The sequence below is a fragment of the Clostridiales bacterium genome (genome assembly GCA_017569285.1).
Lineage (GTDB): Bacteria > Bacillota > Clostridia > Christensenellales > Aristaeellaceae > Aristaeella.
The window spans coordinates 1928133-1940790 of the sequence record CP069419.1 but is presented as its reverse complement, the minus strand read 5'-3'; the positions used below and the strand labels follow the sequence as shown (position 1 = coordinate 1940790).

Sequence of the window (12658 nt, the reverse complement as noted above, 5' to 3'; positions counted from 1 at the left end):
GCATATGAGCGGAAAAATCGCCATCCGGAATATCCGGCTGTGCAGCAAGGACTGCCTTTGCCTCTATGTCTGTCCCACCGGCGCGTCTGATACCGAGAACAGCATCATCGACGCTGATAAGTGCATTGGCTGTGGCGCCTGCGCGGATGCCTGCCCTTCCGGCGCCATCAGCCTGGTTCCCAGGGAATATCCCCCGCAGCAGGCCAAGGCAGCCGAAGTGATCGCCGCCCTCCGCGGTCTGGCCGCGTCCAAAATGGAGCAGGAGCAGATGGCCGCCCGGCTTCCCGGAAAGCTGGCCAGGGCGCTGGAAAAATCAAACCGGATCATGGCGGAAGACCTGCTCCGCGAAGCCGGCTATATGCTGCCGCAGAGCGGAAACGCCCGCGGACTCCTGAAAAAGCTCCTGTCCGAAATCAAAGATCCCGGCTTCCCCGCGGAAGAAGCGGAGAAGCTGCTCAATACCCTTTCATTCAATGAACCCGAAACAATAAAGGAGGAAACCAAAATGGAAACCTGGAAATGCTCTGTCTGCGGTTATGTTCACGAAGGCCCCCTGCCCGAGGGCTTTACCTGCCCGGTATGCAAACAGCCTGCCTCCAAATTCGTAAAGGTGGAAGCGGAAGCGCCGAAGAAGAATCCCTATGCCGGAACCCAGACCGAAAAAAACCTGGAAGCCGCCTTCGCCGGCGAGTCCCAAGCCCGGAACAAGTATACCTACTTTGCCTCCAAGGCCAAAAAGGAAGGCTTTGAGCAGATCGCCGCGCTGTTCCTGAAAACCGCGGACAACGAAAAGGAGCACGCCAAGATCTGGTTCAAAGAGCTCAACGGGATCGGCGATACCGCGGAAAACCTCGCTGCGGCCGCGGACGGCGAAAACTATGAATGGACCGACATGTACGAAGGCTTTGCCGTCACCGCCGAGAAGGAAGGTTTCCCGGCCCTGGCCGCCAAATTCCGCATGGTGGCTGCAATCGAAAAGCATCATGAGGAACGCTACCGCGCCCTCCTGAAGAATGTGGAAATGCAGGAAGTGTTCAAAAAGAGCGAAGTGAAAATCTGGGAATGCCGCAACTGCGGGCATATCGTTGTCGGCACCGCAGCCCCGGAAGTCTGCCCGGTATGCGCCCATCCGCAGAGCTACTTCGAAGTCAATGCTGAAAACTACTGACCGTATACTCCGCCTGATACCCGCAGGGTCCCGGAAGGGGCCCTGTTTTTTTGCTGCCTGCCGTCCTTTTTCCGGTCCCGGTATTCTGGTATAATCAATATCAGTTCAAAAACCGGAGGCCGGAAATGAAGATTACAGCTTTGGTGGAAAACACTTCCGACTGCGGGCTTCCCGCAGAGCACGGGCTCAGCCTGTTCGTGGAAACAAACGGAATCCGTTTCCTTTTCGATATGGGGCAGACGGACCTGTTTGCCCGAAACGCGGAGGCCCTGGGCATTGATCTGGACACAGCCGATTTTGCAGTATTGTCCCACGGCCATTATGACCACGGCGGCGGACTGAAAACCTTCCTGTCGCTGAACAGTCATGCGCCGGTTTACCTCAGCCGGTATGCCTTTGAACCGCATTACAACGGAACTGAAAAATATATCGGGCTGGATCCGGAACTGCAGGAATCCGGCCGTCTTGTATTCATCGACTCAGAAAAAACAATTGCCGAAGGCATCTCCCTGCACAACTGTCCCGATGCCCCAAAGATCATGGACTTCGGTTCTTCCGGGCTGAACATGGTCCGGGACGGCCGCCTTCTGCCGGAGGATTTCCGGCATGAGCATTACCTGCTGGCGGAAGAAAACGGAAAAAGGATCCTCTTCAGCGGGTGTTCGCATCGGGGGATCCTGAATATTATGCACTGGTTCCGTCCGGATATCCTGATCGGGGGATTCCATATGTCCAAACTGCCCCTGGATGATATACTGGCCGGTTATGCCCGGGAACTGAACACATATCCGGCAGTCTGCTATACTTGCCACTGCACAGGAACAGCACAGTACAGGTTTATGCAGGATCACATGGACCGTCTCCATTACCTGGGAACCGGTGACTGCATTGAGATCTGAAAAAAGAAAACCGGATCAGCTTTCCAGCTGATCCAGGTAAGGCTTATAACGGGGATACTGAACCTGTAGCACCTCGTCTTCAGTAATCAGTTTCATGAGCGTCGGATAATCCACCCACATGTAATCCACCGTTTCCCCTTCCTGGAGAACGACCGCGTCCTTCGCGCAGTCCACCACTGCCAGGTATGCGTAGATCACGGACTTGCTCCCGGGCCAGTGCGTCACGCTGATCTGTTCCAGCGGCCCGGCTTCCAGCCCGGTCTCCTCTTTCATTTCCCGGCGGGCGCCTTCCTCCGCCGTTTCCCCGGCCAGGGCAGATCCGCCGGCGCTGGCTTCCAGGCAGCCCGGATACGGTTTCTTGTTCGGATCCCGCCGCGTCAGCAGGAACTCCCCGTCCCGATGGCGGATCAGGATATCACATACGATATGGCACCGCCCTTCGGGTATTTCCCCGGCACGGCTGCGCTCCCAGGTCTCCCCGGTTTTGTTGCCCTGCTCATCGTACAGGTCCCAGATTTCAGCGGACATAGGTTAGGTCTCCTTTTCTGAAACAATCATCAGATGCTCGGTATGGGTCAGATAGTCTTCCTTATCGCAGAACTTCAGTGCGTAATCATACCAGGCCATCCGGGTCTTTTTCGGCATGCCGGCCAGGACATACCGATACGGGGAAAGGATGCTCTCCTGCCCGAAGGCATTTTTCGTCCTGAGTCCCGGAACGGACGCCATCAGCTTTTTCGCATCCCGGACCGTCGTCATCCAGGCATAGGTAAATGAATGAAAAGACGCGCTTTCTTCTGTCGCCGCGTTTTCATAGATCATCATTTCCTTTTGCCGGTCCCAGGTAATGGTTTCCGGAACTTCCCGGATCCCATAGATCACACCGCCGAACATGAGGATAAAACTGCTGAACAGTATTCCTCCCGGCTTCAGCACACGCTTTGCCTCCCGGACAGCCTGAAGCCTGTTCTCCTCATTCATCAGATGATACAGCGGACCCATCAGAAAAACAATATCAAATGTGTTTTCCGCAAAGCGGGAAAGATCCAGCGCATCTCCCTGCAGCGCCGTGATCTTCACTCCGTACTGCCGGGCTTTCTTTTTTGCGAAACGGACATTTTCACCGCTCAGGTCCAGCAGGGTGACATCATGCCCCTGCCTGGCATAATGGACAGAATAATGCCCGGGTCCACCGCCGATATCCAGGATCGTATCTCCCGGACGGATATACCGGTCCATCATATGGATCGTGATGTATTTTTCATACGGGAACCTCCTTTTCAGGCGGTCCCATTCCTTCTGCGGATTGATATCATAATGGGATCGGATCGTATCCGTTTCCTCCCGCATCTTCTTTTCCCCTCTCCTTCTTCTTACCGTTTGATTTCCCGGATCATGGAATATTCATTCAGCAGCGTCCCGTCCCTCAGGCGGACCGCGTTCGGCTTGACCCCGGTAATCCGGAAGCCCATTTTCTCATACAAGGCCCGGGCACGGCTGTTCCCTTCAATAAACTCCAGCTCCATCTGCAGGATGTTTTCGTTTTCCTCCGCAATCCGGATCATTTCCTCAAACATCCGGGTCCCGATTCCCTGGTTCCAGTACTCCTTCATCAGCCCGATCGCCACGCTGGCCCGGTGCCGCGTCTTGATGGAATTCTTCCAGGCGATCTGGCAGTTCCCGATCACTTTTCCGTCCACCAGGCACAGGAGCATTGCATCGTTTGGGGAAGCATTGAGACTGTCAAACAGCGCTTTCTCGCCTTCCGGCGTATATTTGCCGCACTCCTCCGGATACCGGAGGATAAACTCAGTTTCCCCGGCCGTCACATACAGGCACTCCAGCATGCCCGGGATATCCTCATCCCGCGGGCTGCGAAGGACCGCCTTCCGCCCGTCCTTCAGGGTAAATGCGATTTCCGGAATGATCATGTTTCCTGCCCCTTTCTTCCATAGAATCATATCAGATCATTTTTCCGTTTTCCACCCGGACGGCCACCTGCCATTCATCCTCATAGATGACCGTACCGATGAAGTTGGTATAAACGATGTCGTACGGGTGCTCATACTTGTCCAGCAGACGGACCGCCGGTTCAATCTTCCGCAGCATCTCCCCTGTCGTCCCGGTCTTGAAGAAGGTAATGACCTTCTCCCCGTTTCTGCACGGCTCCGGCTGGGGCAGGTTTGCGATAAACCAATCAACAATCTCCCGGAACAGCTTCTCGTCTTCCGGTTCCATTTGCCCGTCCATGATCATCCGCCAGCACATGCCGAAAATCCCCTTGGGGTACTTCGTCACCCAGGAGTCCTCCCGGCCCTGGATCCTCATGTACTTCCATTCCATCCCCGCATCCTCCGCTTTTCTCAGGCAAGGCCTTTGATGTTTTTCGCAATGGCGATTGCCACATCGAACTTGTCCTGCGAATGATTGGCCTCCGTCAGGCCGTCCGGGGTGTATTCCGGCTGGTCCACCACATCCCCGGTGACGAGGAAATCATACAGCTCCAGCCCATGGTAGTCGCAGACTGCCTGGACGCCGGCCAGTTCCATTTCCACGGCAATACATCCCTCCGCCTTCCGCCGGCGGACCAGTTCCCGTGTTTCCATATACAGGGCATCCGTGGTCCACACTTTTCCTTTTACATACGGAAGATGGTGCCGGGCAAAAACATTTTCCAGGAAATCCGCATTGCGAACGGTGATATAGTCTGCCGGCGGAGCATAGTGATAAGACATTCCCTCATCGCGGTACGCCTCGGTCGGAATGACATACTTTCCGGCAGTTGCCTCCCGGTCCAGCGCCCCGGCCGACCCGAACAGGATAAAGCGTTCCGCTCCCGTCTTCCAGTTGATTTCAATCACGTCCGTGGCCGCCATGGCCGAACCGATCTCAGACAGGTAGAATACCACCTTCATTCCGTCCACTGTCAGCAGGTAAATCGGCTTGATCCTGTTTGCCGCGCGGATTTCCGCAATCTGCTCATGCGGGTATTTTTCCAGCACCGCCGGCCAGATCTCCCGGGAAAAGGTGCCGATGGCCAGGTCACAGATCCGGTTCTGCTCACCGAAAAGGATCCTCGGGGAAATGATCGCTTCGCTTGTGTTGTCAAAGGATTCTGTAATCATCTGAACATCCTCCCGTACCGTTTTCCGGGATAGCTTTCGCTCCCGTCCAGTTTGGTCAGGGTCACATCCTCCACATATTCCATGCCGAGCTTCTCCATCACCCGCCGGCTCCTGGCATTCTCACTGGCAAATGTTCCCTCGATTCCCCGGATGTCCCGGGTCTTTCCCGCATGCTCCAGCAGGGCTTTGATCAGCTCCACGGCATATCCGTTTCCCCACTGGTCCTTCCGGAGGTTATAGCCGATCGTCCAGAGATCCCGCTCCGGCCGGTAGAAGATCCCGCCTCCGCCGATCAGTTCGCCCGTCGCCTTCAGCACGATTCCCACGTCATATTCATCGGGGTCATCCGGATCCAGGGATTCAATCCAGGTCCGGACATCCTCCGCCTTCGTATAGACCGGATAAACCATATACCGCGCGACGTCCGGATCGCCGCACCAGCGGAACACCGCCTCATAATCCTCCGGCACCAGGTTGCGAAGGATCAGCCGCTCCGTTTCCAGGCAGACTCTCATTTCTGTCCCTCCTTTACAGCATCTTCACCATCAGGATTTCATCGTGGTAGGTTCCGTCGTCAAACTTCATGCCGCGGTACTGCCTTCCGCATTCAGTAAACCCGCATTTGCGGTACAGGGCCCCGGCCCGTTCGTTTTCCGCCACCATGATCAGTCCCATCTGCTCATACCCCATCTGTTTTCCCAGTTCACCCAGGTACCCAATGACGGCGGTGCCGATTCCCAGTCCCCAGTATTCCTCCAGCAGGGAAATCCCCATCGTGCAGCGGTGGCGGGTTTTCCGCCGGACGCGGCTCCCGTGGACGCCGGCATGCCCCGCGATTTTACCGTCCACCGTGGCGATCACCAGCGCGGAATCCGTACTCTCCAGGGATCCGAGCAGGAACTCCTTTTCACCTTCCGGTGTCGCGTCCACCTCATCCGGATACCGGGACAGGAACGGCGTTTCCGCGGCAACCTGCTTCAGGATCCCGACCATTTCTTCGGCCATTTCCGGCGCGGGCGGCTTCAGGATACAGGTCCTGCCGTCCTTCAGGGTGATGGTTTTCTCCGCAAACCTCATGGGAATCCCCTCCTTTGGATATATAAAAAATAAGCCGCTTATCCGTCAGGGATAAGCGGCCGGCTGGCTGTAAAGATATACCGGACTACTCTTCCCTGACCTTCTGGACGGAAATAACGGATACGACAAAGTAACGGACAACGTGTTCGTTGTTCGCCGGCAGTTCATGGACGTATCCGCACCGGATCATGGGACGAGCTCCTTTCCGGAAAATATTGGGGTGACTATACATCAAAAGGACAGGCCGTGTCAACCCTTTTCCGGCCCGGATGAAAAATTTCCTTACAGTTTGTACTGCATGAAGTTCCCGTTCTTCTTAAAACCGAAGTCCGTGTACAGCAGCACGCCCATATCGGACGCCGTAATCTGCACGTTTCCGCAGCCGTACGCGCGCGCTTCCTCCACCACCCGGCGGAGCAGCTCCTTTGCGATGCCCATCCGGCGGTATCCGGGATCCGTATACATGCTGGAAAGCAGGCCGATCCTTCCGGAAGGACAACTGAAATACGGCGGTTTCTCCACAAAGGACATACCGCTGGTGCCGATAATCTTTTCGCCGTCCACCGCCAGCCAGGAGACAAACGTTCCGTCCGCCAGGTGCCGGTGGTAATAGTCCATCAGCGGCGGCACCAGGTCCACGTCCTCCGTGGCGCCTTCCTCCCGCAGCTGGGTGATCCGCATCGTAATGAAGGTTTCCAGGTCATTCTCCGTCATTTTCCTGTACTGAATATTCATATCTGCCTTCTCCGTATTCCTGTTTTTTCAGTCCGGGTTTTCCGGGATGGCTTTCATTGTACCACCGGACCCCCTGCCCCGGTCAAGACGCTGGCCCCGGAAGCATGATATGCTTTACATCCGGGCACCATCTGTTATAATGCCCGGTACGCAAAAAATTTTTTTTGCGGAAATGAAGCAAAAACGCATCGCCGGTGCATCTATATTTATGTATCCGGATACGAAACAAGGAGAAGTGATGGAATGGAACGGGAGCTTGAGAACGCGTTTGTGGCCGCGGTTCGCCTGAACCGGCACCGGCTGTACCGCGTTGCCCTGAGCATACTGCGGTCCCCGGCCGATGCGGAAGACGCGGTTTCCACCGCAACAGAGCAGACATGGAAAGCCCTGCCGCGCATCCAGGATGAAGACCGCCTGCCGGTCTACCTGATGCGCTGCACAGTCAACGCAGCCCGGGCGGAACTGCGCAAACGCAGGAAAACCGAACCGCTGGAGGATTACCAGGATACCCTGGCCGCACCGGAAGCCGGCACATCCGTCCGGGAATATGTTTCCGGGCTGAAGGAGAAATACCGGACTCCGCTGATCCTGAAATACCAGGAAAATATGCGGGAAGAAGATATCGCCGCAATCCTGCAGATTCCCCGGGGAACCGTTTCCACCCGCATCACCAGAGCCCTGAATATGCTTCGGGTTGATGTCAGGAAGGAGGACTGAACGCTATGAATCAGAACGAACTGAAAAAAGAGCTGCAGATGAACCTGCCTGAACCTCCTGAAGGCTTTGACGCGCGGAGCGAAGCCAAGCTCGCAAAGCTGATGATTGAGGAGGAACCCCAAATGAAGAAGAAAAAATCTGTCGGCCTGGTCTTTGCCATTGTACTCGCCCTGCTGTCCCTGACGGCTGTCGCCGCCACGCTCAGCGGATGGAATATCGGTAGTTTTTCCCGCTTTTACGGCGACCAGGATGTTCCGGAAAACTTTGAAAGCGGATTTGACCAGAACCTGGAAACGGAACTGGACGGCGTTCTGTTCCGCATTGTGGACGCATACGCGACTCCCGGCCGCGCAATCGTGATGACGGAAATCAGCATGAAGGACGGAAGCCCGGCGCTGTTCCGGCACTGGTCCGATCCTGCGGATCAGACCCCGCTCGGAAATTACCTGTATGACCTTCGCGGCACAGATGACCCGCGGACTGTTCAGGATTATGCGGATGAAAAGCAGCTTCCTGTGATTCCCGTATATGTGGAGCTGGAAAACCCGCAGTGTAATAGATGGCAGGATATGCTGTGGTGCGTGGATGATACCAAAGCCATCTTCGTATCCGAAGCTTTCTGGACCCCGGCAGATAACGAACAGGCCATCGACCTGGACTGGATATCCTATGTGCTCCCGGAAAGTGAAGAGGAACCCGACTGGGAGGCTGTGTATGCCAGTGGCAAAAGAACAGCCATCACGCTCCCGGTCTCCGATCTGGAAACCGTAACGATTCCGGTCAATCAGGAGATTACCGGACCGACCGGTCCGGTAATCGTGGACACCCTGACGCTGAAACGGTCTTCCCTGGAAACCCGGGCAGTGATCAGTTTTCACGCGGACATCCTCCATTCGGAAGATCCGGAAACATTGACCGGGTGTAGTTTCTGTGCTTATATGCCTGATTCCCTGCAGCCTGTCCCGGCTGTTCTCGATAAAAACCCGCCTGATTATTATCCGGATCCGGAAACGAACCGCATCAGCGGAATCGATGAACTGTCCCTGAATCTTCCCCGGGATGCAGAAGCAATCTGCCTCCACTTTGGCCAATACCATCCTGCGGCTGCAGATTCCTCCGATGAACTGCTGTATATCCCTCTTTCAGAATCATACGAATCCGGATCTGCAGTAATCCATCCCTCACAGGAATAACCATGCGCCAATCCCATACAGAACCGCCCTGTTCAAAAGAACAGGGCGGTTCTGCAATATTTCCCTACGGCAGCTCCATCAGCCGGCAGCTTTCGATTCCGGCGCTCCAGAACTGTGAAACGGGAAGTCCCTTCCGCTGGCAGACAATGCTGGAGTTCATGGCGCCATGGCCGACAATCAGCACGTCTTTTCCCTCCGCCAGGAGGGGATCCGCCTTTTCCCGCAGGAATTCCCCGGTGCGGGCAAACAGTTCCTCCAGGCTTTCGGCGCCTTCCGGCAGGTCGGTATACTTTTCCGGTTCCCGGAACAGCACATTGACCTTGCAGTCGGAAATACCGAAGCTGTTCTCCAGCCCCTCGCACTCGCCGAAGGACATCTCTTTCAGCCGGTCATCCGGAACAATCGGGATATTCCGGTCCCGCAGCACAATTTCCGCGGTTTCCCGTGCCCGGATGAGCGGGGAGCAGAAGCAGATATCGAAATGGACGTCCGCGTATTCCTTCCGGGCGGCTTCCGCCATTTCCCTTCCCGCGTCATTCAGCGGGATATCCGTCCGCCCCTGCAGCTTCCGCAGGTCGTTCCAGTCGGTTCTTCCGTGCCGCATGATGTAGAGCATGCCTGTTCCTCCAAAGGTCCCGTAAAAAAGAAACCGGGCAGCGGGATCATCTCCCCCTGCCGCGTATCATCAGGTCATTTCCGATTCTGTCATCCGGAGACAGTTTCCCCTGTCAGGTGAAACGAATCTCGTCGAGTGAATAGCGGAGCATCTCATCCACCGAGTCTTCCTCTTCCTTCGCGGAGGGGATACTGACGAGCCATGGATGGGAATCTTCCCACAGCGGTGCCTGCGCTTCCTGCGTTTCCTCGAACATCGGTCGACACTCCCTTTTCTTCTGTCAGAACTACCACAGATTGTACAGCCAGGAGAGATAAAATACAATATCCATTTCAGGAAAATTTCAAAAAAATACAAAATATTGACTTTTCTCCCCCTCCGGAATTTCCCTTGCCAACCCGCCGGGTGTGATGTACAATGAGCCTGCCCGGTACGCACCGGTAATGTCTGGAGGGGTTCGGATGGATAGCAGGGTTGCGGTCATCAGCATCATCGTCGAGGACGGGGACGCCGTCACCGAGCTGAACAGCCTGCTCCACGATTACAGCCAGTACATCATCGGAAGAATGGGCATTCCCTATCGGGAACGGAAGATCAGCATCATCTGCCTGGCGATTGACGCGCCGAACGACCGGATCAACGCGCTGACCGGCGCGCTGGGCCGGATCAAAGGTCTCCGGGCCAAGGCCACCTACTCCGCCGTCTGATCTTTCCGGGATTCCGGTGAACTGAATATTTTCCAAGGCATCCCCTGACGCCGAAACGAAACTTGAGGCGAAAGAACCGATGCGATAAAAGGCTTTGTTTTTTGTCGTCGTGTTTCCGTCAGGGATCACGGCGATTTTTCTTTGCGGAGGTGACACGATGTCCATGAATGAGATGCCCGCAGCCGAGCGGGTGCACATCAGCTTTTTCGGCTGCCGGAACGCCGGGAAGTCCAGCCTGGTGAACGCCGTCACCGGGCAGGCGGTCTCGGTGGTATCCGAAGTGAAGGGCACCACCACGGATCCGGTTTCGAAAACCATGGAGCTGCTGCCGCTGGGCCCGGTGGTCATCACCGATACGCCCGGATTCGACGATGCGAGCGGCCTGGGCAGCCTGCGGGTGGAGCGTACGCGGCAGATTCTGCGGCGGACGGACCTGGCCGTGCTGGTGGCCGACAGTACCGCCGGCCTGCAGGAGACCGACCGGGAGCTGCTGCGCCTGTTCGGGGAGCGGAATATCCCCTTCCTGGTGGCCATGAACAAGCAGGACCTGTGCCGGACAGTTCCGGAAGATGACCGGACCGTGGCGGTCAGCGCCCTCACCGGCGAAGGCATCCGGGAACTGAAGGAACGCATGGCCCGCCTGCTGCCGGGGCGTGCGGCGGATAAGTGCCTCATCGCGGACCTGGTCCGTCCGGCCGACTGCGTGGTGCTGGTCTGCCCGATCGATGAATCCGCACCGAAGGGCCGGCTGATCCTGCCGCAGCAGCATGCCATCCGCGACCTGCTGGAGGCCGGGGCACTGCCCCTGGTCACCCGGGAAACGGAGCTGCCGGATGCGCTGTCCGCACTCGCTTCACCGCCGCGCATGGTCGTAACTGACAGCCAGGCATTCCGCGCAGTTGCCCCCCGGGTACCGGAAGAAATCCCCCTGACCTCGTTTTCCATCCTCATGGCGCGTTACCGGGGTTTCCTGGAAACCGCGGTGCGGGGCGTCGCGGCGCTCCGGTCCCTGCGGGACGGAAGCCGCGTGCTGATGGCCGAGGGCTGCACCCACCACCGCCAGTGCAATGATATCGGCACGGTAAAAATCCCGCGCTGGCTGCGGGAGCATACCGGCCGCACAATCGAAATCGATACCTGCTCCGGGCCGGATTTTCCGGAGGACCTTTCCCCGTATGCCGCGGTGATCCACTGCGGCGGGTGCATGATCACCGAAAAGGAAGTGCAGGCACGGCGGGAAATGGCGGAAGCCCAGGGAGTACCCTTCACCAATTACGGGCTGGTGATCGCGCATATCACCGGCGTGCTGGAGCGGAGCCTCCGCCTGTTCCCGGAAATCCACGCGCTGCTCGGGGAGGGATTTGAATGAACGGAAATCCGGAATCCCTCATCCGGAAGCTGCAGGAAACGCGCAGCCTGGAGGAAGCGGAATATGCGGAGCTGATCCGTCAGCGCACACCGGAATCCGCGCGGCTGCTGGCAGACCTCGCTGTGGCGGAGCGAAAGCGGATCTACGGCAATGACGTCTTCATCCGCGGCCTGATTGAATTCACCAATATCTGCCGGAATGACTGCCTGTACTGCGGGCTGCGCCGGTCCAACACCGCGCTGGTCCGCTACCGCCTCACCCCGGAGGAGATTCTCTCCTGCGCGGAGGATGGATACGCTCTGGGCTTCCGCACCTTTGTACTGCAGGGCGGCGAGGACGGGCATTTCACCGATGAGGTGCTGATCCCCGTAATCCGGGAAATCAAAAAGCGGTACCCGGACTGCGCCGTAACCCTCTCCCTGGGGGAGCGCAGCCGGGAAAGTTACCAGGCGCTGTTCGATGCCGGTGCGGACCGGTACCTGCTGCGCCATGAGACGGCGGACCGCGGGCACTACGCCCGCCTGCACCCGCCGGGTATGTCCTTTGACCACCGGATACAGTGCCTCCGGGAGCTGAAGGAAATCGGCTACCAGGTGGGCTGCGGGTTCATGGTCGGCTCCCCCGGCCAGACGGAGAAAGAACTCGCAAAGGACCTGAAGTTCATCGAAACCTTCCGGCCGGATATGTGCGGCATCGGGCCGTTCATCCCGCATCACCAGACACCCTTCCGGAATATGCCGGCGGGCAGCGCGGAGCTGACCTGCTTCCTGCTGTCGGTCATCCGGCTGATGCTCCCGGCGGTCCTGCTGCCGGCCACCACGGCGCTCGGCACCATCCACCCGCGCGGACGGGAGATGGGCATCCTCGCCGGCGCCAACGTCGTAATGCCGAACCTGTCGCCCCGGAGCGTCCGGAAGCAATATGAACTGTACGACAACAAGATCTGCACCGGGGAGGAATCCGCGCAGTGCCGCGGCTGCCTGGAAACGCGGATGGAAAGCATCGGGTACCGGACCGTTACCGCCCGCGGTGACGCGGTCCGGGAAGAATAA

17 protein-coding genes are annotated in these 12658 nt (G+C 57.4%); 7 read left to right on the top strand and 10 right to left on the bottom strand.

Annotated features, from left to right (window positions below):
* The first annotated feature begins 4 nt into the window (after positions 1 to 4).
* The gene (locus JNO48_08330) at positions 5 to 1168 is read left to right on the top strand and encodes a 4Fe-4S binding protein (GenBank protein QTE67216.1); all 1164 of its coding nucleotides are present in this window, start codon (positions 5 to 7) and stop codon (positions 1166 to 1168) included.
* A 125-nt stretch (positions 1169 to 1293) separates the two neighbouring features.
* The gene (locus tag JNO48_08325; GenBank protein ID QTE67215.1) at positions 1294 to 2067 is read left to right on the top strand and encodes an MBL fold metallo-hydrolase; all 774 of its coding nucleotides are present in this window, start codon (positions 1294 to 1296) and stop codon (positions 2065 to 2067) included.
* A gap of 15 nt (positions 2068 to 2082) precedes the next feature.
* Here the strand turns inward: JNO48_08325 and JNO48_08320 are convergent, their stop codons facing one another.
* The 8 genes from JNO48_08320 to JNO48_08285 form a co-directional block, all read right to left on the bottom strand.
* On the bottom strand, positions 2083 to 2595 hold the full coding sequence (locus JNO48_08320) for an NUDIX domain-containing protein (protein QTE67214.1): 513 nt from the start codon (positions 2593 to 2595) through the stop codon (positions 2083 to 2085).
* A 3-nt stretch (positions 2596 to 2598) separates the two neighbouring features.
* A complete protein-coding gene (locus JNO48_08315) occupies positions 2599 to 3417 on the bottom strand; it encodes a class I SAM-dependent methyltransferase (protein ID QTE67213.1) in 819 nt (272 codons plus the stop codon).
* 23 nt (positions 3418 to 3440) lie between these two features.
* On the bottom strand, positions 3441 to 3998 hold the full coding sequence (locus JNO48_08310) for a GNAT family N-acetyltransferase (protein QTE67212.1): 558 nt from the start codon (positions 3996 to 3998) through the stop codon (positions 3441 to 3443).
* A gap of 31 nt (positions 3999 to 4029) precedes the next feature.
* Positions 4030 to 4410 carry a hypothetical protein gene (locus JNO48_08305; GenBank protein QTE67211.1) on the bottom strand — a complete coding sequence of 127 codons (381 nt, stop codon included), beginning with the start codon at positions 4408 to 4410 and terminating at the stop codon, positions 4030 to 4032.
* Positions 4411 to 4430: 20 nt separating this feature from the next.
* Positions 4431 to 5192: a nucleoside phosphorylase gene (locus JNO48_08300; protein ID QTE67210.1), complete on the bottom strand. Its 762-nt coding sequence runs from the start codon at positions 5190 to 5192 to the stop codon at positions 4431 to 4433.
* On the bottom strand, positions 5189 to 5707 hold the full coding sequence (locus JNO48_08295; protein ID QTE67209.1) for a GNAT family N-acetyltransferase: 519 nt from the start codon (positions 5705 to 5707) through the stop codon (positions 5189 to 5191). Before JNO48_08295 ends, JNO48_08300 begins: the two co-directional genes overlap by 4 nt.
* Before the next feature lie 13 nt (positions 5708 to 5720).
* Complete coding sequence (locus tag JNO48_08290; GenBank protein ID QTE67208.1) at positions 5721 to 6269, bottom strand: GNAT family N-acetyltransferase; 549 nt, start codon at positions 6267 to 6269, stop codon at positions 5721 to 5723.
* 282 nt (positions 6270 to 6551) lie between these two features.
* On the bottom strand, positions 6552 to 7004 hold the full coding sequence (locus tag JNO48_08285) for a GNAT family N-acetyltransferase (protein QTE67207.1): 453 nt from the start codon (positions 7002 to 7004) through the stop codon (positions 6552 to 6554).
* A 243-nt stretch (positions 7005 to 7247) separates the two neighbouring features.
* On the opposite strand from JNO48_08285, the gene JNO48_08280 reads away from it, so the two are divergent.
* Together JNO48_08280 and JNO48_08275 are read left to right on the top strand one after the other, a co-directional pair.
* Complete coding sequence (locus tag JNO48_08280; protein ID QTE67206.1) at positions 7248 to 7721, top strand: sigma-70 family RNA polymerase sigma factor; 474 nt, start codon at positions 7248 to 7250, stop codon at positions 7719 to 7721.
* Positions 7722 to 7726: 5 nt separating this feature from the next.
* Positions 7727 to 8914 carry a hypothetical protein gene (locus JNO48_08275; protein ID QTE67205.1) on the top strand — a complete coding sequence of 396 codons (1188 nt, stop codon included), beginning with the start codon at positions 7727 to 7729 and terminating at the stop codon, positions 8912 to 8914.
* 64 nt (positions 8915 to 8978) lie between these two features.
* Here the strand turns inward: JNO48_08275 and JNO48_08270 are convergent, their stop codons facing one another.
* Positions 8979 to 9530, bottom strand: coding sequence for a histidine phosphatase family protein (locus JNO48_08270; GenBank protein QTE67204.1), 552 nt, complete (start codon positions 9528 to 9530; stop codon positions 8979 to 8981).
* A 112-nt stretch (positions 9531 to 9642) separates the two neighbouring features.
* Positions 9643 to 9786, bottom strand: coding sequence for a hypothetical protein (locus JNO48_08265; protein QTE67203.1), 144 nt, complete (start codon positions 9784 to 9786; stop codon positions 9643 to 9645).
* A 205-nt stretch (positions 9787 to 9991) separates the two neighbouring features.
* Between JNO48_08265 and JNO48_08260 the strand changes: the two genes are divergently transcribed.
* From JNO48_08260 to hydE, 3 genes are all read left to right on the top strand, one after another.
* Positions 9992 to 10237: an iron-only hydrogenase system regulator gene (locus JNO48_08260; protein QTE67202.1), complete on the top strand. Its 246-nt coding sequence runs from the start codon at positions 9992 to 9994 to the stop codon at positions 10235 to 10237.
* Positions 10238 to 10394: 157 nt separating this feature from the next.
* Positions 10395 to 11606, top strand: a complete 1212-nt coding sequence (hydF, locus tag JNO48_08255; GenBank protein ID QTE67201.1) for a [FeFe] hydrogenase H-cluster maturation GTPase HydF — start codon at positions 10395 to 10397, stop codon at positions 11604 to 11606.
* Positions 11603 to 12658: a [FeFe] hydrogenase H-cluster radical SAM maturase HydE gene (gene hydE / locus JNO48_08250; protein QTE67200.1), complete on the top strand. Its 1056-nt coding sequence runs from the start codon at positions 11603 to 11605 to the stop codon at positions 12656 to 12658. Before hydF ends, hydE begins: the two co-directional genes overlap by 4 nt.